Genomic DNA, 24,460 nt, shown 5'->3' with positions numbered 1-24,460 from the left:
AGTCAGAAAGAATTAGATCAAATTAATCATTGGATTAATGCCAGGCCAATGAAAACGCTCAACTGGCAATCACCACGAAAAGTCTTTCAGAAACATGCGGTGTTCGGATGATTCTTGCAATCTGCCATATTTTTATTTTGGATGATGACTTACATTATCAAGGACTACAACAGCATTATTTCCTGTGTAGTTGTAGTCCGTAATCAGTTGAAGCCATCGGAATTAACATTAATTCTGGCAGTCATTCCGTCGGAAAATCTTGAATACGAACGGGGGGAAGCAACATAGATAGCAATTAGGATACGATTGTGTGATATTCTTTCCAACGTGTACCTGTTACTAGAACGGATAATGTTCTACAATAATCCATAAGGTATGATTTGGAGAAGATTGATGTCAATACGTAAAATATTAGAGACCGTTCTATATAACTATGTAGAAGAAACGAATAATGAATTCAAGGATAACAGGATTGCTAAACTTCTGAGGAGTGGACTAAGAACTGCAGTTAGCAATGATTTAATTACTGGAAATATCATAACTAAAGGATCAGCCGGAAGGGGAAAATGGGCAACTGCTCCGTGGATCGCTATATTTGATGCTGAAATATCAACTTCAGCTGCAAAAGGATTCGATATTGTTTACCTATTCTCGCCAGACATGAGTCGAGTTTATTTGTCGCTCAACCAGGGGTGGACATTCTTTAATGAAAACTATGGTAATAATGCAGAAAAAACAATTAAGAAAGTTGCTTCATATTGGCAAAATACGCTTGCTAACAGAACTGACCGCATGACGATTGACCCAATTGATTTAACTAGCGCATTGCCGAGAAAAAACAATCTCGTAACTGGTTATGAATTGGGAAATATATTTAGTATCAAATATGAACGTGATAATCTGCCTAAAGACGACCAACTCTTGACTGATTTAAAAGACATGTTATTTTGCTTGAATGAAATTAAGTCTGATCTTATTAATGAAAATGATTTTAAGCAAAATATAGATTTTATACTTACACAAGATTTGAATTTGAATCCAAGATTATCTAATAATAGTATCAAGAAAATTGCAAAAAAATTACCGGATGTCACGCTCATTGAAGAATCATCATTGAAAGAGACTGATAAAAAAGGCCGCAAGATTGATTACGTTACTTTACAAAAACAAAACTCTATGATTGGATTTTTAGGCGAAAAAATTGTATTAAACTATGAACAGAGAAAATTAAAGGAATATCCGAGTTTATCTGAAAAAATTAAACACGTTTCCCAAACTAGAGGAGATGGATTGGGATTTGATATTCTTTCTTTCAATACTGAAGGTCAGGAGATTTATATTGAGGTAAAAACCACTTCACAAGGCAAAAGTGCGCCATTTTATATGAGCGATAATGAGGTGAACTTTGCAAAAAAACATCCAGATAATTACGTGATATATAGAGTGTATAATTTCACTGATTTGAATGAAGCAAATGATATTGAGTTCTTTAAACTAACGGGTCACGATATGGAAAATGTCGAACTGAAACCAGTTAGCTTTTTAGCAACTGTTAATAATTTTAATAATAGGTACGATTAGTATCTTTTCAGCTTGCTTATAACTTAAAGAATGCTAAGGGTTCGAAAAAAGCCAGTTTCACGAACAGTCAGGTAAACTGTTTATGGAAATGGCTTTTTCGTACTGAAAATATTTATCACGACCATTAATGAGTTGATCGCTTAAAAAGGCAAATTTATATCTTTAAAATGGCAGATTGCAAGAACCATCCGAGCACCACATGTTGCTGAAAGACTTTTCGTGGAGATTGCCAGTTGAGTGTTTTCAATGGTCTGGCATTAACCCAATGATTGATTTGATCTAATTCTTTCTGACTGATTGTTTCTATTTTTCGTTCCTTGGGTATAAAACGCCGAACATATCGATTCAGTACTTCATTACTGCCACGTTCTTCTGGTGAGTACGGGTGCGCAAAATACATCGGTATGCCTAGCACTTCCTCAAATTCATCATATTTTACAAACACTCTACCGTGATCAACTGTAATTGATTTAGCATTTTGATTCCCTTGAAAAACCTAATAATAGCCGGTGTCACTGCCTGACTATTGCGGCCACTGACATGTCTCACGATATGTTGTCGGCTCAATCGTTCTTTCAGGTGTTAGGGTCGGATGGCGACCGTGCTTGTGCTGACTACACTGGGCTAAATGATGAGCTTTTTTATGCAAGGTATTCGGTTAATTTTACAATCTGTGGTGTACCCCGAAAGTTAAAGTAACTTTCGGGGTTTTATTTATGACTAAAATTTCAAAACAAATTAAACTTCAGGCAATGCAAGATTATCTGTCTGGAAAATATACCATACGTGGCATTACTGCTCGATATGGCATTGATAAAGGTGTCTTTCATATGTTTATTGCAGCATACAAAAATTTTGGACCAGATATATTATTTAATCCGCCAGCAATCACACCTGAATTTAGGATTAGAGTGGCGTCATGGCATGGGCCATTCAAAATAACGCTTCTCACAGTCAAGTGGCTGCTAAGTTCGGCTATACAGGTATTGCCCAATTAGAAGACGAAAACCTGCGATTAAAGATTGAAAATGAAGCGTTAAAACTATTAGCCTCGATTCAGCAATGAACCGACAACTCGCAGAAGTGGCTTGCCGGATCGAGACGCAATTTAAATTGTTAAGTTGGTGGCTATCCTAAAGTTTCTGCCAATCGCAAAAAGTACAGTGCATTACTGGAAACGACAGTTTAAAAATGATGACTCTGATGCACCATTTCGTGCGGCTATTAGGGCAATCTGGGAAGCTGATAAGCACTATGGTGTACGAAGCGTGTATTTAAAGTTACGTCAACAACCAGCGTTTAAAGCAGTAAATCACAAGAAAGTGCAACGGCTGGTGCATGAAATGGGGCTAAAGGGTGTTGGCTACCATAAGCAATCACGTCAGTTTGATTTATCCAAGGGACCTGAAGGGAAACGTGTGACGAACAAGCTTCATCGCCGTTTCAAGACTAATCAATCATTTTTTATTTTTTTGTAGGAGTTATCTAGAATATATATTATTAATATGGTATTATTGTTTTTAATTAGAAATCGAAAGGTATATTCATGACACACGTTAAATCACAATGGGTTAGTCGCGTACACTCAATTTTGTACGTATTGGCACGCCAAGGGGTGGAGTCTGTCCATCTTCGTAAAATTGAACGTGTTTACTAACCTAAATTAAGAGAACCATGAATTAATGGCTGCCTCATTTTGGGGCAGTTTTTTTGTGGTTAAAGGATAACTCATGAATATATTAGATTTAAATCAAATATCGCAGGGATTTGCTGGAAACGATATTTTACGCGATATTACTTTTACTCTTTCAGAACAAGATAAAGTTGCCATTGTCGGTCGCAACGGCAGTGGTAAATCAACACTTTTAAAAATTATTGCGCAAGAAAACCAACCAAAATCAGGTACAATTGCATTTCAAAAAGATACGAAAATTGCTTATGTTGGTCAGCGGCTCAATATCACGGAACATCAAACAGTGCACGATCTATTGAAAAAGGGATTTCCATCATTGGTTAGGATGGAAAAAGCAATTGCGCAACTCGAAAAAAGAATGTCGACAGGCGAAATACTTTCTGAAAAAGATTATGAGCGCTACGGCAATTTGTTAGATGACTTTCAAGTATCCGGTGGTTATGAAATGACATCGAAAATAGCGTCCATCGCTAACGGATTGGATATAGGTGATTTGTTATCACAAGAATGGCAAACTTTAAGCGGTGGGCAGAGAACTAAGTCAAAACTAGCACTATCACTCGTAAAATCATCCGACTTATTAATCTTAGATGAACCCACGAATCATTTGGACTTAAAAACAACTGATTGGCTAATTGACTACATCAGACATTATAAAGGGGCCGTCATCGTAGTATCTCATGATCGTCATTTTATTGACCAAATCGTGAAGCGAGTTATTGAAATTGAAAACGGAACATCGTCAATGTATGACGGTAACTATTCTTTTTATGTCACAGAAAAACAAGTAAGGGTTGAAAAAGCATTTCAAAAGTATAGTGACCAGCAAGATCGTATCAAAAAAATGAAGCAGAGTATCCATCAATTAAAAGAATGGGCGCATATTTATAATAATGAGAAATTTGCTTCTAGAGCTCGAAGCATGCAAAAGTCTTTAGATAAACTTGAAATTATCCAACGGCCAAACTTAACGGAAAAAAATATGACAATGAATTTATCAGCAGATGATCATTCTAGTAAAATTGTTTTTGATATTAAAGGGGTTTCATACAACTTGGATGCCCAACCACTTTTAAAAGATATTGATTTAACAGTAACACGAGGTAATCGCGTCGCAATTTTAGGTGATAATGGTGTCGGTAAAAGTACACTATTGAAAATAGTACTTGGGCTTCAACAACCTGACAGTGGGGTTGTTAATATAGGCCCAAATCTTTCAATTGGATATTTTTCACAATTTGAATCGGAGTTAGGATCAGAAGAAACAATTATTGAATCATATATCAAACAAGTGCCAATGAGTGAAGCAGATGCCAGGTATCAACTTTCAAAGTTTTTATTTTATAAAACAGATGTTTTTAAAAAAGTAAAAACATTATCAGGTGGAGAACGTAAGAGGCTACGCTGGGCACAAATTATAGGTCAACATCCAAATGTGCTTGTTTTAGATGAACCAACGAATGATTTGGATATTGGGTCTATTGAAATGCTAGAGGCTACTTTAGATGATTATGAAGGAACAGTAATTGCTGTCTCCCATGACAGGTACTTTGTCAAAAATCACTTCGACCTTCATTATGTGTTGAAAAATCATCAACTTGTTAAAACAATATACAAATTATAAGGAAAATGGAACAAAGATACACTCAGGAGGCTAAATTACGATGCAAACAAAAACAGATAAGTTGTTTGATGCTGTGAAAAAAACAATAGATGATCACTATCCCGCTGGTTGGGGTGGAGCTGGTGGGGTGTTGTTAGAAAATGGCGATATTCTAACTAGTATTTCGCCAGAATTTCCAAACGCAGCATCAAGTGTGTGTATGGAGCTAGGTAGCTATATTCAAGCTGCTACTTTAAGGCAGCAAGTTACACATACCCTATGTTTGGTTAGGGAAAATGAACATGATAGTTTAACAGTTCTTACCCCTTGTGGTATTTGTCAAGAAAGATTGGATCTGTGGGGAAAGACAACGCAATGTGGCATTGACACTTTACCAAATGGTGAGATTCACTATATCCCTCTTGCTGATTTACAACCTTTTCATTGGAGTGAGGTTTATCAATAAACACATTGGAATATATGAAAAATGAATATTTTAAAGTGGAGCAATGTCAGAATAGTGTGCGTACAGAGGTACTAACATTATATGTCGGATCCAACAACATGAATGCAATCAATCTCTATCAAAGAAATGGTTTTCGTGTGGAGATTACTCAGAACAGTTTTTTAACTAGCAAACTTATTAATAATAAAAAATGGCACTTTATGGTGTGGGAGAATAAATAAACAGATTGCGGGTAATGTGCAAGATGTTGATGTGTCCGCATCAGTCATTCGATTAAGGGCTAGAAAGGGTTTAATAGATATTCGCAAACAAAAGTATCATAGACAAAATGGTACACCTAAAGAGCGTGCAGTAGCTCAAACAAGACGTGCTAAAGAACGTGAAATTGCCCGTTTACGTGAGCAACTAAAACAAGATGGCGAATTAGTCCGTCATTCTATATATGATCGTTCGCAAGTGGTTGAAAATCGTAAGCAGTTTGGTCATTGGGAAATTGATTTAGTTTTACCGGCCAAAATGAATAATCAACGATATCAAGATACTACGGCTATCATGACATTTACTGAACGCAAAACGCGGTTTACAGCTTTAGTGTTAGTTCGTAGTAAAAAGTCTCGTGATATGATTGATGCGTTTAAATTATTTTATGAGCGTTTTGGTAAAGCAGTTCGCACCATCACAGCGGATAATGGTTCTGAATTTATCTCATGGGACTTTTTAGAGTATGTTCAAAAAGAGCTTAAAATTAAGCTATGCTATGCCACACCGTCATCACCACAACAACGTGGTTCCAATGAAAACCGCAATCGGACGCTCCGTGATTGGTATCCTAAAGGCACGTCCTTTAAAGATGTTAAGCAACGACAATTAGATGAAGTGGCTTCAAAAATGAATGTGATGCCACTTCGGCAAGCATTAGACGGTAAACGTCCGATGGTAGTCTTTGAACAAGAATATAAAACAATGCAACGCTACCGTCGCGCTTATGAGAAGCGTAAGCAAAGAATGCTTGAAGAACGTCAAGATGGTGAAAAATAAGCTATTTTGAATACTAATATAAATAATAAACAAGAGCCGTGCCCGGTGAACTAGCTTGTTGGAAAGTAAAAATGTGCATATAATTTAAAAACGGATATAATGGTACTGTAATACTATTATTCTTAGGGCTTTTAGGGGGCAAGATGATAAAAAAATACAAATTATATAAATCAGGCAAAATATTAGTGACTGGTCTCTTTGTTGCTGGTTTGGTTGTTTTGACAGGCATATCACAAGCAAATGCTGATACAGTGACATCAAGTGATGCAACTCAAACAGTGCAAACACAATCTGCTAATACAAATACGCAAGTGGATAGTCAGCCTGTCTCTAACGCTGCCACACCAACAACAAACATTATAGCTGCACCTGTGGCACAAAACACTACCAATGACACAATCACTAGTCATGCTGGTGTGTCCGCAAGTACGACCAATGCCAATGGGACGGTTAGTACACAAAATACGTCAGCTACAATAAACGACACGACAAGCAATAGTGGCACTATTCCAACACCAACACCAACCACATCATCACAAACTGTGTCTGATACACCAAAAAAAGTCCCAGCACCTGATATTACTTTGCAGGGTCAGGGACAAAATTATGGGTGGCAAAACCCTGTACAACAAAACCAAACAGCGGGTACAGTTGGCCAGTCTGAACGTTTAGAAGCCGTTAAGATCACAGTCAATAATGCCGCCAGCACTTATCAAGGTGACGTTATTTATCAGACACATTTAGCTGGTACTGGTTGGCAGAATGAAGTCAAAAATGGCGAATTATCTGGCACGGTTGGTCAATCACGACAGATTGAAGCAATCAAAGTTCATTTAACGGGTGATTTAGCTAATCAATATGATATTTACTATCGCGTTCATATTCAAAATTTTGGTTGGTTAGATTGGACATCTAATGGTGGTGTTGCCGGGTCTACTGGTTTAGCTTTGCGCGTTGAAGCTATTCAGTTTATGTTGAACCTGAAACAACAAGCATTCACACAAAGTACACAACGTGCAAGTGTTAGTGCCGCTGACATGAGTTTTCAAGTTCAAGGTCAAGATTATGGGTGGCAAAATACAGTAGCTAATAATGCTATTGGCGGCACCACAGGACAAAGTAGACGTGTTGAAGCAATTAAGATTTACAATGACAATCATGGTTTAACAGGTGATATTGTCTATCAGGTACATCTTGCTAATACTGGTTGGCAAAATGCCGTATCAGATGGCCAACTGGCTGGTACAGTGGGACAATCACGCCAAATGGAAGCCATAAAAGTTAACTTAACTGATGACTTGGCCAATTATTATGACATTTTTTATCGTGTTCACATTCAAGATATTGGTTGGTTAGCTTGGACGGCGGACAATGGGATTGCTGGTTCAACTGGTTTGGCCAAACGGATCGAGGCTATCCAGCTTAATTTGGTTAGGAAGGGTGACGCGGCACCTCAAACTGGTCTTGCATACTTAGATAGCTCAAATTATCAAGTCAATACGAAGCATGCTAATCAACCCGTGTATTTCTCCCAATTAGACGGCCGTTGGGCAAACCATAGATTTAACGACTATACAATGGGACCAGCGGGTTGTGTTCCAACCAGCATTGCCATGGTCTTAAATGGTTCATACGGCATCACTGTAAGCCCTGATGATGTTCGAAATGTGATGAACACTATTAGCACATCATCTTATGGTGCTACAGGGATTGATTTAATTAATACCGTTCATTATTATGGCCGCCAAGTTGAGCAGATTAATACAGTGGCTCGAACAGCACAGTTACTGCAACAAGGCGTTCCAGTGATATTTTATGTCAATGTTGCCAATAATATCGGACACGCCATTGCGACTTATGGTTATAGCAACGGGGCAACACAAGTCTATGACCCTTATAATAGATACTATTTTAACGGTTGGTACGATGTGAATTATCTTTCGAATACGCTTAGTCGAGATCCTGGCGACTGGAACGCAGGGCGACCAGTATTTGCTATTATGTAAACGAACGCAATATGAAGTTAAACACGCAAACGTAAGCAAAGAATGCTTGATGAATGTCAAGATGGTGAAAATAAGCTATTTTGAACACTAATATAAATAATAAACAAGAGACGCGTAATGTGTCTTTTTTTATTGTGCTTAAAATATAACTATTTGAAAGCGCTCTAATTGGTTGAAATATTTGATATAATAGTGAGTAATTAGATTGCTAAAAGCCTTTGTATAGGCGTTCTAAAAGCGTGGAAACTCAGTTTCTTTTAAACCAAATCATGATATTCTAAAAGAAGTTGTGCCTTGATTGAAAAATAATCATCATTAGTTTTACATACATGTTACTGGTAGTAAGCACCACTATCATAAGTAACGCTATCGCAGGCTTTTCAAGGCCTGTTTTTTGTTTGTGAAAAAAGAAAATTCACAAACTTATTTTGAGCCTATTTTTAGTGTTCACAAAGTCGACATTCATGATCATTTCACAAACCAACTCATTTTAGACCAATTCATTTTTGCCATTATGATATACTGTTAAAAGCAAACAAGTTAAGATGGTGGCTATCCTGAATGGAGGTGGTGCTTATGGTGTTAAAACTGTAAACCCAGATTCTAGGAAAGGAGAGGCCTTGTGTCCGTATCGGATGCATTACAGCTGATGATTAGCTTTGGGATGTTGATCCTATCGTTAATTACTTTAGTTTTTGTGTTGATCAAAAACAACACAAAAAAATGACCATCTTGCTTTAGCCGGCTGATGATCATTTAATGATTATTAACATTAGCTACCGTCGAAACGGGTTTGCTAGGAGTCGTAGTTCACGCTACGGCTCTTTTTCTATGCCTTAATTATAGCACACAGTTCAAAATTTTCATAAATGTGAGCTTTTGCTGTATTGCTCAAATTCAGATGAACACTTGTTCGTATAATGAGTTATAAAAAGAATTTCTGAACACTACTATAATGTTGATAAGCCAAATCTACTTGTTTTTTTAGCATTACGTAGAGTTTGATAATCTCTTTGTGCTTTCTATCGCTAATACCTAGATCTTATACAAGAAATTCTAGATGAAAAAATGAAAAATGAAAGCCAAAATTCATTGCATTTAACTTTCGATAATATATATTATGTCAACTTAGATTGGTATGGCGAATGTCAACCCAAACACCACATGTTTAATGTTTTGGTAATCTACCAGTAACTTCTGTGTAAAATAAACGATGATTATTTTTTAAGTAAGGCACAACTTCCTCAAGAATAACATGATTGTGTTTAAAAGTAAACGGAGCGTCCACGCTTTTGGAATGTCTATACAAAGGCTTTTAGCAATCTAATTACTCACTATTATATCAAATGTTTCAACCAATAAAACCGTTTTCAAATAGTTTTATTTTAATCACAATAAAAAAAGACACAACCCGTGTCTAAAGTCTATTATCTTTATTACAAATTTTTATTCTTTATTTTTCATCATTTTGGCGTTCTTCGAGCATTCGCTGTTTACGCTTTTCATAAGCTCTACGATAACGTTGCATCGCTTTATATTCTTGTGCAAAGACTACCATTGGTCGTTTTCCATTCAGAGCTTGTCTAAGTGGCATCGCATTCATTTTTGAAGCCACTTCATCTAATTGTCGTTGCTTCACGTCTTTAAAAGAAGTGCCTTTAGGATACCAATCACGTAGCTTACGATTTCGATTTTCATTGGATCCACGTTGCTGTGGTGATGACGGTGTCGCATAGTATAGCTTGATTTTGAGCTGTTTCTGCACGTATTCTAAAAAGTCCCACGAGATAAATTCAGAACCGTTATCAGCTGTGATTGTGCGCACGGCTTTACCATAGCGTTCATAAAACAGCTTAAAGGCATCAATCATATCACTAGACTTCTTACTGCGGACTATTATTAAGGCAGTAAACCGAGTTTTGCGTTCAGTCAGTGTCATAATGGCTGTGGTATCTTGATAACGCTGATTATTCATTTTAGCTGGCAACACTAAATCAATTTCCCAATGACCAAACTGTTTACGACTTTCCACAACTTGTGAACGATCAAATATTGAATGGCGGACTAATTCTCCGTCATTTTTTAGTTGCTCACGCAAACGTGCAATTTCACGTTCTTTGTCACGTTTAGTTTGTGCCACAGATCGTTCTTTGGGTGTACCATTTTGTCGATGATATTTCTGTTTGCGAATGTTGATAAGTCCTTGCCTAGACCATAATCTGATCACTGATGCCGACACATCAACATCTTGCACGTTACCAGCAATTTGCTCTGGCGTCCAATGCTCAACATTGACCCAGGTTTCAATGATTTCTTTTAATTCTGGCGTCAGTTTGAGACCAGTACCCATTTTACTGCGCTTTTTCAAAGCAATATATTGTCCACGCTGTGCCGAATACTTGATACGTGCGTGTATGTCCATATTCAACAGTGTTCGTCTATCTAAATTTGAGAAATCAAGCGTATTGCCACGGTGTAATTCACGTAGTATTGATGACGGTGTATAGCCTAAACGTCTGGCTATATCTGCTTGTGTCATTTTCTCAATATTCCACAAATATTCAAGCATGTGACGTTGGTTCTCATTCAACCGTGGTTGTCGTTTGCGTTTTTGTGTTGTTTCATCACTCATAAAACATATTTTCTCCTTAATTATGATTATTTTAGTCTTAGGTATTTACCCCTTATAACAAGTTTACCATTTCACAATGTTGCTTATTATTTTATTTTTTAAAACACAATATATTAAAGTATTAAGCATAATGAAGATTTTTTTTGAAGTTAAATAAAAACAACTCTGGAAAATTTTTCAGAGTCGTTTTTCAATTCTTGACGCTTATTTGATTTCTTATCAGTCGTGTGTCATTTTGACTCGCTCTAATATAAATAATATCACCAGCTCGTAATACTAAATCACCCTTTGGAATCAGTACATGTTCAGATCTCTTGACCAGTGTAATCAAACTATTTGAACCCAGTTGCAAATCTCTTATTTGTTGATCTTCTAAGATACCACCAGCAAGAACTGGCACTTCCGTTGTTGTTATGGAAGACATCGTTAGATACACTGATTTTCTTTTTAACAAACGTTCTAGTAAAGATTCATATATTGGTGCACCATTTAATAGATCAATTACTAAGTAAGCTACTAAACTTACAAGTGCTAAAGGTAAAATGTGGGTCACACTCCCCACCATCTCAAAAATAAGAATAATTGCAGTAAATGGTGCTTTACCAATACATGCGAAATAACCGGCCATACCGATCACAATAAAGTTTAAAGCATAATTTGCACTCATGAGATGTAAATAGACAAATATATGAGCCATTAATGAACCACTTAGTGCACCTAAAGTCAAAATAGGTAAAAAGATGCCTCCTGGCAGACCGGAACCGTAACTAATCATTGAGAAAACAAATCGAACTAACAAAATTACGATGATCATTTTCATTGTCATAGGTGTTTCTTTCAGCGACAAAATTAAATTATTGCCCCCACCTAAAAGATTTGGCCATAAGATTCCAATTGGTATCACCAAAGTAAACGGCACCATACCGTATAAATATTTAGGGACCTTAATTTTACTGTAACAATTTAAGCTGAATAGTAAAACTTTTTGATATAAAAAGCCAAAAAAACCTAATATAATACCAAATACCAACAATAAGCCATATAACTGTACCGGGAAAACGCTTAAGTGACCAACAGATAAAACTGGTGTTTGGCCAAACAAAACCGTAGAGACAAAATCCGAAACGCTTGCGCCTGTCAATGCACTAACCCAGACAAAGGGAGAAATACTATGATAGACTTCTTCCAATACAAACATAACGCCGGCTAAAGGCGCATTGAATGCAGCTGATAAACCAGCAGCGGCACCACTGGCTATAAGCCCTTTCGATTGATTATGACTAAGACGTCTATATGATGCTACACCCTGACCAATTGATGCACCCAGTTGAATTGAGGGACCTTCCCGCCCCAGCATCAAACCACTACCAATAGCCACAATTCCTGATATAAATTTTCGCCACAATGTCGACCACCAGTTTATTTTTAGTTCACCTAATAATAGACCTTCAACCTGCGGGATGCCGGAACCGGATATATTAGGTTCTTTGTTTAACAGCCATGCAACAATTAAAAAGCCTATAAAATTGGCTATCATCAAAAAAAATATTAGCGTTATATTGCCATGTGAGATATCTACATACAACGCTTGCACGAATTGAAGCAATTTTTCAATTGTCCATCGAAAAACGCTAACAACTATTCCTGTTAAAAAACCTACAAGTGCACCATATAATACTACTGACAGCTTTGATGTATTGAGTCTAATTCTTTTTTTAAACATAAAATCAGTGTACAACAAAAACTGGTCCGATTCCAAGCATAAAAATTATTAATATTTTTCGGCAAGCTGCCTTTTTGCTTGATACAACTGTTCTTCAATCCTGTTCAACCCACTTTCAGTATTGCGATCAGTTCCCTTAATAAGCAAATCCAAATCACGATAAGCAAAGGTTAACTCAATTGATTTGGAAACCAATTCTTGCACCCTAGATGCTAATTCTTTGTTAAAAAAAAGCACATCTCCATATGCTTGAGATTGTGCTTGTCTAATTTTAGCTTGTAATTGCATTGATACGCTCAACGTTGTTTGGAAGTTGGGCGCACCAGCTTTGAATTGAAATCCTTGTCTATCACTTTCTAAAGTCTGGTCTAGTTTACTGTATAAGTCTCTAAACCGCTCTAACTGCTTAATATACAGTTCTAATTGTTCTGGTTTTAACCATATTTTTGTAGGCATCTTGTTTATTCCTTTCGTTTTTTAATGAAAATAAAAAAAGTAGTACTCATTAAGAACTAACTTTTTTGTGACTAATAGTTTAATTTTCAACTTTTATTTATATTTTTCAGATGATTTCTTAATTTTTTTCGTGCGTTTATGTAAATTATCGATTGTTTAAATAGTTTCATGATATGATTATCGAAAAAGAGGTAGCATGAATATGGCAAAAATTATTCTTTTAGATGGCTATGAATTAAATGACGATTTAGATTGGGATAAGTTAAGTTCTGTTGGCGACTGTACTTTTTATGACCGTACCAATACAGCTAATGAAAAAGAAATAATAAACCGAATTGATGGTGCAGAAATTGTTATCACTCACAAAACTCCTATAAATGACTATGTCATTTCCCAATCTAAAAACCTGAAGTATATTGGAATTATGGGTACAGGTTATGATGTTATTGACCTAGAAAGTGCTAGTAAGCACAATATTGAGGTAACTAACGTTCCTACCTATGCTAGTGATGCGGTGGCTCAATTCACTTTTTCTCTCTTACTTGAAGTGACTGGACAAGTTGGACTACATAACCAATTAGTTCATCAAGATCGTTGGTCACAAGGACCCGATTTCACTTTTTGGGACAAGCCTTTATACGAATTAAAAGATAAAACATTAGGACTTATTGGCTACGGTCATATAGCTCAAAAAGTAGCAAAATTAGCTCATGCATTTGAAATGAATGTAGTGTTCTATAATCATCGTCCTAAAAAAATAAAAGAAAATTGGCTCAAACAAGTTTCGTTAGATGAATTATTGAAAACGTCGGACGTTATTAGTCTACATGTTATTCAAACTCCTCAAACAATCAACTTAATTAATAAGACAACACTGGCTAAAATGAAGTCTACTGCTATTCTCCTGAATACTTCAAGAGGAAAACTATTTAATGAAAGCGATGTGGCAGATGCCCTGAATCAAGATCAACTATACGCTTTGGCAACTAACGTCGTCACCAAAGAACCAATTCAAAAAAATAATCCCTTACTTAAAGCTAAAAACTGCTATATAACCCCTCACATTGCCTGGGCGCCGTTTGAAACACGCGAAAGACTGTTATCCATTACAATAGCTAATTTACAGACATATCTGTCGGGCAGCATAGTTAACAGCGTAAATTAATGAACAAAATATAGTCAATTTTGAATAATATAAAAATGCTATGGTATTTATTCGATTACATAGCATTTTTTAGTCGTGGACTACCTGTCTCAGTTTTTTACTTTTTAGATAGTAGGTCTGTAAAAATCGAACGACCATGCACAAATATATCAAATAAACAGATTAATCACCATTTTCGCGTAACCATGGTCGATCACTAACTTCATTTTCAGTGATAATCCGATGCAGAGTTTGTTGCGCTTGAGGCACAAACATTTTTGGTTCCGGATGAATGGGTACAAATTGCAAATCCAATGTCTCTGTGCCATCTTTTTGCAAAAATCCACCAACCTGTTCAACTTCAAAACCAATACCAATAGTCTCTTGTGCATCACCCCAAGAATTTTTGTCCGTCACATTTGTGGCGATACCCAAGACTCTGGTTACGCTAACGTCAATATTCGTTTCTTCTTTAAATTCCCGTACAACCGCTTGCATTGGAGAATCGCCATATTCAAGATATCCACCAGGAAATCCCCAGCCAGCATCTGAATCCCAACGTTTTTCCAACAAAATAGCATCGTGAGCGTCATTCCATAAAACTCCAAACGCAGAAACAAAAATCATGCCCTCATGACCAACTTTCTCCCGCATTCGCGCAATATAATTCTTATTCATGATGTAACCCCTTAATCAAAATTTTGTGCAACAAATCACTTTTCATTATAGCACTACGACATATTAATTATGAAAATAATGATATTCGGGGATCACAAAAAAACCTGGGCAAATTTCAATTTATTTGGATTGCGCAGTAGTGTAGCTGTCCCATTTTTCTGGCAATAATGTCATTTGCCAGAAACGTAATTCTTCTGCACTACTATACATAAATTGTTGCAACAACAAATCCATATCAAGTTCATCTTGATGTTTAGTCACTAATTCATCTAATAATTGAATCATCTCATGACCGTAAGCTTGAAATGTCTCATCAGCGTACGAATTAACAAAATCAATATAAATTTGTTGTGTGCCTTTTAAGTAATCTTTTCTTGCTAACATTTCTTGGAAAATCTCTAGATATAACCATGGGCATGGTAGTAACGCTGCTAATGCATGCACTTCCCCATAACTATCAAAGGCATGGTGCATGTGGCAAGTATACTGATAAGTTGTTAGTAAAATTTCAGCCTGTTGAATCTCGTCTTCAGTCATATTAAGACCTTGATATATCCCATTTTGCTGGTCAACATCATAAGCTGTAATTGCCTGAATACCTGATTTTAAAGCACCAATAACTTGTGAATCTTGACTTGTCGCCAAAATTTTATCGTAAATTGCTAAATAATTTTTGACATAGTAATTATCCTGTATCAGATATGCCTTAAAGGCAGACAAAGGCAACGTCCCATCTTCAATGCCCTTAATAAAAGGATGATTCTCGCTTGACAGCCAAAGGGAAGCTGACTTTTCGTGTGCTAATTCGCTAAATTTCATGATATTCTCCATTCTTTTTTATAAAATATCTAAAAACCCCAGCTCACTGAAATTGAGCTGGGGTCGCCAAAAAGCATCGTAAAACACAACATCATGATATTGATGTGGCTAATATAATATCTTCCTGTTATTGGATTCTTTTCACAAAACCCTTTTAAAAATTATCTTTACTTTGCCCATACATCGCGATCGCTCTTAATCGCGCAGCTTTATGATCCACAATTGGCTGAGGGTAATCATCATTTAATTTCACACCATAAGCTTTTTGTTCCGCATCAGTTAACTGATTAGGCTGATGTATTTTTTTACCCTTGATAGATTTCAATTCCGGAACATATTGCTTGATAAACGTGCCATTAGGATCAAATTTTTCTGACTGTATTGTCGGATTAAATACTCTAAAATACGGCACACTATCTGTACCTGTCGACGCAGCCCACTGCCAACCACCAATATTACTTGCTGGATCATAATCAACTAATTTTTCTCGAAAATACTTCTCACCCCACCGCCAATCAATTAATAGATCTTTGGTTAAAAAAGAAGCAACAACCATTCTCAAGCGGTTGTGCATCCAACCCGTTTCATTGAGTTGACGCATGGCAGCATCGACAATTGGAAAACCAGTGCGCCCTGTCCGCCATGCTTTAAAATGATCCTCATTATTTTGCCAAACAACATTTTGAAATGATGTTTTGATTGCTTTTTCTTGCTGATCTGGATACATGGCATAAATCATATTGTAATAATCACGCCAACACAGCTCTTTGATGAAGGTCGTACGACCGTCACTTTCCGGTTCCTGACTGACAGCATCAAAAACTGTCCGAATTGAAATTTCACCGGTCCTTAAATATCGCGATAAATGGCTGGTAGCATCGAGACTTGGTATATCACGATTTTTATCGTAGTCAGCAAGCTTATGTGATACAAAGTCGATCAATACTTGTTTAGCAAGTACTTCTCCAATTTGGTTTTCGTAAGCATAACTGTCACATGGACGGATTAGCTTTTTAAGCTCAGCTGTTGCCTCATTACACGACAGTTCCCGTTGTTTCTTGACAACTTCCGAATGCTTTAGATCATAATTTGCTGATTTTTTAGGTCGTTGTATCCATTGCTTAAAGTAAGGTGTGAATACTTTATACCCAGTACCATCTTGCTTTTTAATATCAAACGCGCTGTGCAATGTGAAATCTAAAAAAGGATGCGGCGTTACCTGCAACTCATCACGACAATATGTTGCAATTGCTTGATCTCGTTTTCTACCATAACCCCGTTCATCAAAATTAAAATACAAATCTTGCCACTCCGGCAGCTCTTTTTTTAATGCTGTAAACACAGTTGTGACATTTCCTGAGAAAATATGCAAGCTGATTTTTTTGGCTTTTAAAACTGATTTAAAATGAGAAACACTGGCAAAAAAAGCACTTTGATTGACACTGCCATTCGCTACGATTTGGTTTGGGTCAATAATAAACACTAAAGCAAGATGATCACTATTAGCGACTGCAGCCGTTAATGCCGTATTATCTGCTAATCTTAAATCTCTTCTAAACCACATCACGCTTGTCTTAGTCACAAAAATTATCCCCTAACTTATATTATTTTGACAATTGTCGTTTGTATATCTTTCTTGAGCTCAAAAACCAATAATTACGGAAGTCACCTACTAATTTTGAATATGGTAGATTGCAAGAATTAACCGAACACTGCAAACTGCTGAAAAACCTTTCGTGGTGATTGCCAGTTGAGTGTTTTCATTGGTCTCGCATTGATCCAATGATTAATTTGATCTAATTCTTTGGCGCTAACTGTTTCAATTTTGCGTTCTTTCGGTATAAAACGACGGACGTATCGATTTAATATCCCATTACTATATAAGTCTCTAAATCGTTCTAAATGTTTAATATACAAATCTAATTGTTCTGGTTTTAACCATATTTTCGTTGGCATAATTTTTTCTCTTTTCCTAATAAATAAAAAAGATAGCATAAATATTTCCTTGTGCTATCTCAACATTTAGTTAATAAAATATTCCTTAGCCATAATTATATTTTTGCTGATTATTAGTCATAAATTAAATTACTTCTCCAGGATCGTCATTTTACCGTCAATTATCTGATAAACTTTGTCTGCCATATCTTTTAACCTTAAGTCATGAGTAACTACAATAATAATTTTATTTCTTTTGTGCGCTAAATCTCTGAGTAACTCGATTACTTTCATGGATCTATCTGTATCTAATGCGGCTGTGGGTTCATCTGCTAAAATATAGTCAGGATCAGTGTATAATGCTCTAGCAATTGCCACACGCTGCTTTTGTCCACCAGAAAGTTGATTAGGATATTTTTTTAGCAGTTCTAAAAGTCCTAAATCAGAAAGAAGCTCATGCATTTTTGGTTCAGTCAAATTTTGTTTTTTTAGTTTATCTACGAATTTAAACTGTTCTTCGACCGTTAAAAATGGGACTAAGTTATAAGATTGTAAAACAAATCCTATTTTTTCCAATCTTAATTTTGTTTGTTGTTTTTTGGACAAACTGTTAATTGTACTGTCATTTATTTTTACATCACCATTAGTTGGTGTCTGTAGTCCGCCTGCTATAGTCAAAAATGTAGTTTTTCCTGATCCTGATGGCCCTACAACTAAAATAAGCTGACCGCTTTCTGCTTCGAAATTAATATTTTCTAGTGCTACGTACTTACTACTCCCTTCACCAAAAATTTTTGTGACTGAGTCGAAAATTAGATTTGACATGAAATTAACCTCCAATAATTTTGTAAGGATCAACTTTGGCAATTTGGCGAATTGGTATCAATGCACCCAACAAGGACATAACAATAATACCGATTCCAGTTACAATAATATTACTTTTATCAATGACAATGGGTACCTCGCTGGGTAACGTAATAGCTGTTATTTCAGCTAATATAATGGCTATAATAACGCCAATAACTGACATAATAAATGATTGAAATAACGTACTCAAAACAAGATACTGCGTTGAGACTCCTTGCGCCTTCAAGACACCTAAGTTGGGTAATTTTTGAACGGTCAGAATATACAAGAAAATTGAAATAACAATTAGAATAATAATATACAAAAAACCAATCATGAAGTTGAATGTGAGTTGTTGTGCACTATATCCAGGTAATTTATTAATAAATGAGTCAATGCTCAACTGATCAGTCCCTTTTGGTATTTTTGAATTATTTAACGTATTCTTGAATACCACAGCATTTGTTACACCTTTATTCAGTGATTGAATAGTGTCTGGTGAAATATAAACCACGGGAAGAGCACTTAAAGTTGCCCTGGGTGTAAAACCTGTAATTTTAATCCTCAATGATGAATTAGCAACTAACAAATAGTCACCGATTTTGAATCCATCACTTTTGAATTTATCCGATACGACGCCGGCATTGTTTCGGATATTTTTACTACCACTTGTTATTTTCAAATTTTTAAATATGAACGATTTGGAATCAAGAGCTACTAATTGAGCATTCTCTTTTAATCCATTTTCTGATTTTACAAGTGTACTATACTGTGAAATTCTGGTTCCATTATTGGGTAAACTAGCAACCTCATCCTGTGAAAGAAAAGATTGTTGTAAACGTCCTTCAGAATCACTATTTAAGACAATACTTGAAGCATTCCACTCGTTAATTGCCGCTTTGTTTAGGTTAGCTAAACCAGTGGCTAAACCAGTAAGAATAATCAAAAGATAACTTACTAAAAATATAAGTACCACTATTAGGCTATAACGCAATTTTTCATGTAGCATCTCTTTAATAGCTAAAAACATAATAATCTCCTGTTATTAATTCTATTTATTATTAATATGTCACTTAATGTGTTTTGAAAAGGTTTTTAATAGTAATAGTAATTTTTCTTGGGGTGTCACATATACTCTTTTTGATAAATCAACGAAGTTATTTTTCATTAATTTTGTTAGGATCTTTTTGTAGACATTAATGGATAGTTCTAATGCTACTTTGCCTTTTCTATCTAAAATCTGATCAGTAATCACATCAGTTTCGGCGTACTTAGAAAGTGCTAATCTTGCTAAATATTGCAACAAAGATTGTGTTTGAATATCAGGTTTACTTTCTAACAAAACTTGTTTTTGGATATCATATTTTAATAGCAGTTGCTTGGGAATGAAATATCTATCCGCCATAGCATCTTCATGTACATCTCTTAAAATATTGGTTAACTGAAGAGCTATTCCCAAGTTTATTACTGCCTTGCGATTGTTTTCAATAGAGTTTCTAGAGAGTATACAAAAAATCATGCACCCCACGGTTCCTGCTACTTGATAACAGTAAGTTTCTAATTCTGATAGTGTGTTAATTTCAATATTATTGAGATCACGAAGTTGTCCTTGAATCATGTCAGTCATCAGCTTGGTATCTATAGAAAAATGATTAAAAATATAGGCTACTCTATCAGCAATGTTTGATGTTTTGTTAATTACAATATTATTGGTATTACAAGCCGTCTCCCACCAAAAAATTAATTTATTAAATGTTATTCTGTCATGGTTGTCAGCAGCATCATCAATTTGACGTAAATAATCATAGATGACAAAGATGCTATAAGCTTGATCTTTGTCTAATTTTGAAAAGGCAAAATAAAATGATGATGAATTTTGTTTAATTGCTGCTTTACTACTAGAAAAAATTTCAAGAACTCTATTTGGTATTTTTGGAATAGTTACCATTTAAAAGTCCCTCATTACTTCTTTCGCGGTCAATTCTCCACTAGTAATAACGATAGGTACTCCAGCACCAGGATGCACACTGGCACCTGCAAAATAGAGGTTATCTATTTTAGCATGCTTATTATGCGGGCGGAAATAATTACTTTGTTTTAAAGTTGGTTTTAGTCCGAAAGTTGCACCGTAGAAACTGTTATAATGTGTCTCAAATGTCTTAGGCGTATGAACCTTTTTAAAAACGATATGTTCATTTAAATTATCTAAATTAAGTTCCGTTTCTACTTTATGAATTATTTTATGTGTAAATTTATCAATATCATTTTCCGACCAGCTGCTATTTTCCTTTAAATTAGAGACTGGCACTAAGACGTATAAAGCAGATTGTCCACTTGGTGCAAAACTATTATCAATTGCACTAGGATTGTAAATATAAAATGATGGATCATCAGGTAAAATACCGTTATCAATGTCGTAAACGTTAGTTTCAAAATTATTAGCCATTTTTATTGTATGAAGATTCAGTTGATCATAATTGTTATCTAAGCCTAGGTACAATAAGAAGCATGACATGGAATAATCCATTTTTTCAATATTTTTCTTTTGATATTTTCCTTTCTTGTTATCGTCCATATCCAACAAATGTGTCATTGTGTAAGGAAAATCAGCGTTCGCAACTACGGCATCACAATTTTTTAAGGTGTTATTGATGAGCAAGCCACTGACATGTTTATTATTTTCAACAATGATCTTTTCTACTGTTGAATTGTAAACTATTTTTCCACCTAACTCTATAAAGCGTTTTTCTAATGCTTTTGCATATTGAAACATGCCACCTTTTATAAACCAAACGCCATAGATTAGTTCAATCATTGGAATAATATTATATATAGAAGGACCACTAAATGGTGAAATACCAATATATAGCGTTTGAAATGACATTAAGTATTGCAGATCTGTATTTTTGATATTTTTTTGAATAGCTTCAAACGAGGACGAAAATGTTTTTAATTTTAAGCGTTCCAAAGTGTTTTGATATTATAAAAGTCACTGGGACCTCTAAAACTTTTATAAATAAAATTATTTTTGGCATTTATATATTTACTATATATATCTGTTAAATATTTTAAAAATCCAAGCATCTCTGACTCATCATAAGATTCAAATTCTTTTGCTAAATCCACGAGATCAGAAGATAATGCAATTTTTTTGTTGTGTGTTACAACATCCATGAAGGGATTAATACGTTTCATTTTAAAATAATTTTTGTAATCAACTCCGCTATCTATAAACGGCTTTTTATAAATGTCGGGCATCATAACGATTGTTGGACCGGTGTCAAATTTAAAGCCGGATTCTTCTATAATGTCCATTTTCCCACCAGGTCGACTGTTTTTTTCATAAATAGTGACCTGATACCCATGGTTCTGTAAGTAAATTGCAGAAGTTAGACCACCAACACCTGCTCCAATTATTGAGATTGTTTTCATTTTTTATTCTCCTCTATCTATTGTAGAGTATTGGTTATATTTTGTCGCCGTTAATCCTATTGTATATGATTTAATTTACAATTTCACTCGCTACACTAATAATTTTTAACGGTTCTGAGTAGATATGTAGCGTGGACGAACTCCTAGAAGTACGTCTGGGTGCTGGGTACTCCTTTTGTAATTTACGCATCACATCAGCAAGATTATTACCAGCCATATACTCATTTTGTGAATACCAACCAACTGCTTTATACATTGTCATGCCCCCTTTCCTCGTTTGTCATCTTCGTTGTATTTTTTAGTCGGCTTTTCAAAATTGATATTTAACTGCTTGCTTGCTCGTGTAATCGCATTCTTATTAGTTGCCATAACCAGTTTTTCTTGTTCAGCCGACAATTCCGCTGTATTGATTGCTTCAATGATTTCATGCCAGTGGCCTGTTTTCTTTAATACGGCTAGACTAGGCACAACCGATTGCAAAACCCATTTTTCAATACGCTCAACACTTTGCTTTTTTGGTTCTCTAACAAACTTCATTTTTTTACCTAAAGCAGTTAGTAACGACCACGCAGGCATTGGCTCAACTGTTGCTTCAATTTCATCACGCACTGTATCTGATTTCAATTGGTGGTCTTCAATTTTGCCATTAGTAAACCAAAGGTAGCTGTACAAAATATCAAAAGTTATATCCACCAATTTTTTATCATTGTTAAGCCACTCATCAAGGACATACTCTGCTTTGTCCTGATGCAATTCTAATTCGACACGAGTTTTAACATCAGTGTCATAGCCTTTATTCGCTTGTTCTTTATGTTTGTCATAAGCACGGATAACAAATGGTGACTGACCAAAATCAACTGTCCAGCCGTCATCAACGTTGCCATGAACCGCATAAGACTTTGATTTACTCCAAAAACGCTTTTCCTGTACAGCTTTAACAAGGTCATTCATGTTCAGCAGACCCCATTTATCATTTATTGCAATATCTAATCGTGTTAGATGCCCCCGATATAATCTTGCCTTTGCAAAAAGGTCATGCCAATTCATACTCTGCTCTAACAAAGCTTTTTCAAACAGTCGTGTGCCTTTACCAGTTAAATAAAGCGTTGTCCCAAATTTTTGATCCACTGCTTGTGTTTCTGGGTTTTGCACTGGTGCAAAGTCTTGTATGTAAATATTCTTTTCGCCAGCAAATGCCATTTCACGAGTATAAAAGTTTTGAGACGTAGGACGTTCTAAAAACAGATTTTCCTGCAATAGCAACACATCAGCAATTACTTGCTTTGAAGTTAAATCAGGGAATGTCAACGAAACCCAATCAAATTGAACCTCAATACTTTCTGCTAATTCTGGATAAGCAACCAACAATTTATCAACAAACTTATCTGATATTTTTTGAGTACCATTTTCTATACCCCAAACCGTTCTTTCACTCACACCAATCTTTTTGGCTAGCTCTGATTGTGTTACTTCAAGTAGTTGTCGCATCAATATCAAATTATTGTTTGTTAATGCAGGTACATTTAATTCTTGTGTCACATCTTTTTGTCCTTTCAATAGTTGGTATCGACCAACGTTTTTTAAATCAATTAAGTTTTCTAGTTCAGTAGAAACAGTGTTTTGTATTTTTGCATCAGACTGTCTAATGTTTGCTTTGAAACCCGACAACTCACTACCAGTAATTTCATCAATTGCAATTTCACTACCGATATTAGGTAAATGTCCTAGCTCAATAGCTGATACGATCACGTTATAAGTCTCAACAATTTCATCATTCAATTTCATACCGACCATGATAAGTATTTCCAACGATAATCGTAAACTATGTTGTGTTGTGCCTAGAAACATAGGCGTATAAGCTTTTAACTCATTGTTAATCGTTATCATATCGGCTTTCCTTTCTCAAAATTGCGGTTTTGGTGGTTTCAACCCGCAATTTTTGTTTTTTTTTCTAAATGGCTTCATATCGGCGTTTGTTCCCCATATTGGGTTGACGCTTTCAGCGTTTTTACCGGTTTAACCCCCCTGTTAGTAACTGGGGGTTAAAGCCTTTTTGGTGACTTTATTTTTGGCGCATGTGCCAGTCGCTGACACACACTGGTCGTGTGTGCTTAACCGCGACCACGCACCTTGCCCCCTTAACGCTTCGCGTTGGGGCAAGGCGTGGCACTGTCTCTTCGCTGGTCGCTACGAGCCACGCCAATAATAAAGTCACTATGTACATAAAGCCCTGGTCTCTCACAGGACATTTGCTGTAAAAGACTAGAGCTTTAACAATAGTTGGCAGATTGTAAAATTAAACCGAACACCTTGCATAAAAAAACTGCAGAGACTTTAATGGTAATTGACTAAAATCAACCATAAAGGATCTGCAGCTTATGTCTTCTAGTTTATCAGCTCACGAACGT

General features: G+C 35.7%; 21 protein-coding genes and 4 pseudogenes. 10 read left to right on the top strand and 15 right to left on the bottom strand.

Annotation, left to right across the window (positions count from 1 at the left end):
• Together HF966_RS08410 and HF966_RS08405 are read left to right on the top strand one after the other, a co-directional pair.
• Positions 1–111: pseudogene (locus tag HF966_RS08410) on the top strand (IS30 family transposase); the annotation flags it as partial.
• A gap of 282 nt (positions 112–393) precedes the next feature.
• Positions 394–1,581, top strand: a complete 1,188-nt coding sequence (locus tag HF966_RS08405) for an MrcB family domain-containing protein (RefSeq protein WP_168677888.1) — start codon at positions 394–396, stop codon at positions 1,579–1,581.
• Between the two features lie 154 nt (positions 1,582–1,735).
• On the opposite strand, the pseudogene HF966_RS08400 reads toward HF966_RS08405, so the two are convergent.
• Positions 1,736–2,160: pseudogene (locus tag HF966_RS08400) on the bottom strand (IS30 family transposase); the annotation flags it as partial.
• 340 nt (positions 2,161–2,500) lie between these two features.
• Between HF966_RS08400 and HF966_RS08900 the strand changes: the two are divergent.
• The 7 genes and pseudogenes from HF966_RS08900 (at position 2,501) to HF966_RS08365 (ending at position 9,114) form a co-directional block, all read left to right on the top strand.
• Positions 2,501–2,647: a hypothetical protein gene (locus HF966_RS08900; RefSeq protein WP_246586728.1), complete on the top strand. Its 147-nt coding sequence runs from the start codon at positions 2,501–2,503 to the stop codon at positions 2,645–2,647.
• Positions 2,648–2,744: 97 nt separating this feature from the next.
• Complete coding sequence (locus HF966_RS08390; RefSeq protein ID WP_168677886.1) at positions 2,745–3,059, top strand: IS3 family transposase; 315 nt, start codon at positions 2,745–2,747, stop codon at positions 3,057–3,059.
• Between the two features lie 252 nt (positions 3,060–3,311).
• The gene (gene abc-f / locus HF966_RS08385) at positions 3,312–4,898 is read left to right on the top strand and encodes a ribosomal protection-like ABC-F family protein (RefSeq protein WP_168677884.1); all 1,587 of its coding nucleotides are present in this window, start codon (positions 3,312–3,314) and stop codon (positions 4,896–4,898) included.
• A gap of 40 nt (positions 4,899–4,938) precedes the next feature.
• Positions 4,939–5,343, top strand: a complete 405-nt coding sequence (locus HF966_RS08380) for a cytidine deaminase (RefSeq protein WP_168677882.1) — start codon at positions 4,939–4,941, stop codon at positions 5,341–5,343.
• A gap of 219 nt (positions 5,344–5,562) precedes the next feature.
• Positions 5,563–6,381 (top strand): annotated as a pseudogene (locus HF966_RS08375) (IS30 family transposase); the annotation flags it as partial.
• 143 nt (positions 6,382–6,524) lie between these two features.
• Positions 6,525–8,387 carry a C39 family peptidase gene (locus tag HF966_RS08370; RefSeq protein ID WP_168677880.1) on the top strand — a complete coding sequence of 621 codons (1,863 nt, stop codon included), beginning with the start codon at positions 6,525–6,527 and terminating at the stop codon, positions 8,385–8,387.
• Between the two features lie 649 nt (positions 8,388–9,036).
• Positions 9,037–9,114, top strand: a complete 78-nt coding sequence (locus HF966_RS08365) for a putative holin-like toxin (RefSeq protein WP_425593538.1) — start codon at positions 9,037–9,039, stop codon at positions 9,112–9,114.
• 726 nt (positions 9,115–9,840) lie between these two features.
• Here the strand turns inward: HF966_RS08365 and HF966_RS08360 are convergent.
• The 3 genes from HF966_RS08360 to HF966_RS08350 all read right to left on the bottom strand — a co-directional run bounded on the left by HF966_RS08360 (position 9,841) and on the right by HF966_RS08350 (position 13,198).
• On the bottom strand, positions 9,841–11,019 hold the full coding sequence (locus HF966_RS08360) for an IS30 family transposase (RefSeq protein ID WP_168677878.1): 1,179 nt from the start codon (positions 11,017–11,019) through the stop codon (positions 9,841–9,843).
• 190 nt (positions 11,020–11,209) lie between these two features.
• Complete coding sequence (locus HF966_RS08355) at positions 11,210–12,742, bottom strand: ClC family H(+)/Cl(-) exchange transporter (protein WP_168677876.1); 1,533 nt, start codon at positions 12,740–12,742, stop codon at positions 11,210–11,212.
• 48 nt (positions 12,743–12,790) lie between these two features.
• Positions 12,791–13,198, bottom strand: coding sequence for a hypothetical protein (locus HF966_RS08350; RefSeq protein WP_168677874.1), 408 nt, complete (start codon positions 13,196–13,198; stop codon positions 12,791–12,793).
• 202 nt (positions 13,199–13,400) lie between these two features.
• Here HF966_RS08350 and HF966_RS08345 point away from each other — a divergent pair, with 202 nt between their 5' ends.
• Entirely contained in the window at positions 13,401–14,363 is a 963-nt protein-coding gene (locus HF966_RS08345) for a D-2-hydroxyacid dehydrogenase (protein ID WP_168677873.1), read from the top strand.
• A gap of 162 nt (positions 14,364–14,525) precedes the next feature.
• Here the strand turns inward: HF966_RS08345 and HF966_RS08340 are convergent, their stop codons facing one another.
• From HF966_RS08340 to HF966_RS08290, 11 genes and pseudogenes are all read right to left on the bottom strand, one after another.
• The gene (locus HF966_RS08340; RefSeq protein ID WP_029510447.1) at positions 14,526–15,020 is read right to left on the bottom strand and encodes an NUDIX domain-containing protein; all 495 of its coding nucleotides are present in this window, start codon (positions 15,018–15,020) and stop codon (positions 14,526–14,528) included.
• 120 nt (positions 15,021–15,140) lie between these two features.
• Complete coding sequence (locus HF966_RS08335) at positions 15,141–15,839, bottom strand: thiaminase II/PqqC family protein (RefSeq protein ID WP_168677871.1); 699 nt, start codon at positions 15,837–15,839, stop codon at positions 15,141–15,143.
• 154 nt (positions 15,840–15,993) lie between these two features.
• Entirely contained in the window at positions 15,994–17,421 is a 1,428-nt protein-coding gene (locus HF966_RS08330) for a cryptochrome/photolyase family protein (protein WP_077282826.1), read from the bottom strand.
• A 119-nt stretch (positions 17,422–17,540) separates the two neighbouring features.
• Positions 17,541–17,717: pseudogene (locus tag HF966_RS08325) on the bottom strand (IS30 family transposase); the annotation flags it as partial.
• A 207-nt stretch (positions 17,718–17,924) separates the two neighbouring features.
• Complete coding sequence (locus HF966_RS08320; RefSeq protein ID WP_029510451.1) at positions 17,925–18,599, bottom strand: ABC transporter ATP-binding protein; 675 nt, start codon at positions 18,597–18,599, stop codon at positions 17,925–17,927.
• A gap of 4 nt (positions 18,600–18,603) precedes the next feature.
• Positions 18,604–19,650, bottom strand: a complete 1,047-nt coding sequence (locus tag HF966_RS08315; protein WP_095652680.1) for an FtsX-like permease family protein — start codon at positions 19,648–19,650, stop codon at positions 18,604–18,606.
• A 39-nt stretch (positions 19,651–19,689) separates the two neighbouring features.
• Positions 19,690–20,568 carry a phytoene/squalene synthase family protein gene (locus HF966_RS08310; RefSeq protein WP_168677869.1) on the bottom strand — a complete coding sequence of 293 codons (879 nt, stop codon included), beginning with the start codon at positions 20,566–20,568 and terminating at the stop codon, positions 19,690–19,692.
• The gene (locus HF966_RS08305) at positions 20,569–21,588 is read right to left on the bottom strand and encodes a phytoene desaturase family protein (protein ID WP_246586730.1); all 1,020 of its coding nucleotides are present in this window, start codon (positions 21,586–21,588) and stop codon (positions 20,569–20,571) included. It abuts the gene before it with no gap.
• The gene (locus HF966_RS08300) at positions 21,576–22,052 is read right to left on the bottom strand and encodes a phytoene desaturase family protein (RefSeq protein WP_246586732.1); all 477 of its coding nucleotides are present in this window, start codon (positions 22,050–22,052) and stop codon (positions 21,576–21,578) included. The genes HF966_RS08305 and HF966_RS08300 overlap by 13 nt, the downstream gene beginning before the upstream one ends.
• 70 nt (positions 22,053–22,122) lie before the next feature.
• A complete protein-coding gene (locus HF966_RS08295) occupies positions 22,123–22,308 on the bottom strand; it encodes a hypothetical protein (protein ID WP_048702248.1) in 186 nt (61 codons plus the stop codon).
• Between the two features lie 2 nt (positions 22,309–22,310).
• A complete protein-coding gene (locus HF966_RS08290; protein WP_168677867.1) occupies positions 22,311–23,939 on the bottom strand; it encodes a replication initiation factor domain-containing protein in 1,629 nt (542 codons plus the stop codon).
• Between the last annotated feature and the right edge of the window lie 521 nt (positions 23,940–24,460).

Origin of the sequence: Leuconostoc holzapfelii (genome assembly GCF_012396485.1) — a bacterium.
Taxonomy (GTDB): Bacteria; Bacillota; Bacilli; order Lactobacillales; family Lactobacillaceae; genus Leuconostoc; species Leuconostoc holzapfelii.
The sequence above is the reverse complement of the archived record's forward strand: the minus strand, read 5'-3'. Positions and strand labels throughout refer to the sequence as shown.

Excerpts from the sequence above, each read along its gene's own strand:
- HF966_RS08405 (WP_168677888.1), top strand. The coding sequence starts at position 394 with ATGTCAATACGTAAAATATTAGAGACCGTTCTATATAACTATGTAGAA.
- HF966_RS08900 (WP_246586728.1), top strand. The coding sequence starts at position 2,501 with ATGGCATGGGCCATTCAAAATAACGCTTCTCACAGTCAAGTGGCTGCT.
- abc-f (WP_168677884.1), top strand. The coding sequence starts at position 3,312 with ATGAATATATTAGATTTAAATCAAATATCGCAGGGATTTGCTGGAAAC.
- HF966_RS08380 (WP_168677882.1), top strand. The coding sequence starts at position 4,939 with ATGCAAACAAAAACAGATAAGTTGTTTGATGCTGTGAAAAAAACAATA.
- HF966_RS08370 (WP_168677880.1), top strand. The coding sequence starts at position 6,525 with ATGATAAAAAAATACAAATTATATAAATCAGGCAAAATATTAGTGACT.
- HF966_RS08365 (WP_425593538.1), top strand. The coding sequence starts at position 9,037 with ATGATTAGCTTTGGGATGTTGATCCTATCGTTAATTACTTTAGTTTTT.
- HF966_RS08360 (WP_168677878.1), bottom strand. The coding sequence starts at position 11,019 with ATGAGTGATGAAACAACACAAAAACGCAAACGACAACCACGGTTGAAT.
- HF966_RS08355 (WP_168677876.1), bottom strand. The coding sequence starts at position 12,742 with ATGTTTAAAAAAAGAATTAGACTCAATACATCAAAGCTGTCAGTAGTA.
- HF966_RS08350 (WP_168677874.1), bottom strand. The coding sequence starts at position 13,198 with ATGCCTACAAAAATATGGTTAAAACCAGAACAATTAGAACTGTATATT.
- HF966_RS08345 (WP_168677873.1), top strand. The coding sequence starts at position 13,401 with ATGGCAAAAATTATTCTTTTAGATGGCTATGAATTAAATGACGATTTA.
- HF966_RS08340 (WP_029510447.1), bottom strand. The coding sequence starts at position 15,020 with ATGAATAAGAATTATATTGCGCGAATGCGGGAGAAAGTTGGTCATGAG.
- HF966_RS08335 (WP_168677871.1), bottom strand. The coding sequence starts at position 15,839 with ATGAAATTTAGCGAATTAGCACACGAAAAGTCAGCTTCCCTTTGGCTG.
- HF966_RS08320 (WP_029510451.1), bottom strand. The coding sequence starts at position 18,599 with ATGTCAAATCTAATTTTCGACTCAGTCACAAAAATTTTTGGTGAAGGG.
- HF966_RS08315 (WP_095652680.1), bottom strand. The coding sequence starts at position 19,650 with ATGTTTTTAGCTATTAAAGAGATGCTACATGAAAAATTGCGTTATAGC.
- HF966_RS08310 (WP_168677869.1), bottom strand. The coding sequence starts at position 20,568 with ATGGTAACTATTCCAAAAATACCAAATAGAGTTCTTGAAATTTTTTCT.
- HF966_RS08300 (WP_246586732.1), bottom strand. The coding sequence starts at position 22,052 with ATGAAAACAATCTCAATAATTGGAGCAGGTGTTGGTGGTCTAACTTCT.
- HF966_RS08295 (WP_048702248.1), bottom strand. The coding sequence starts at position 22,308 with ATGTATAAAGCAGTTGGTTGGTATTCACAAAATGAGTATATGGCTGGT.
- HF966_RS08290 (WP_168677867.1), bottom strand. The coding sequence starts at position 23,939 with ATGATAACGATTAACAATGAGTTAAAAGCTTATACGCCTATGTTTCTA.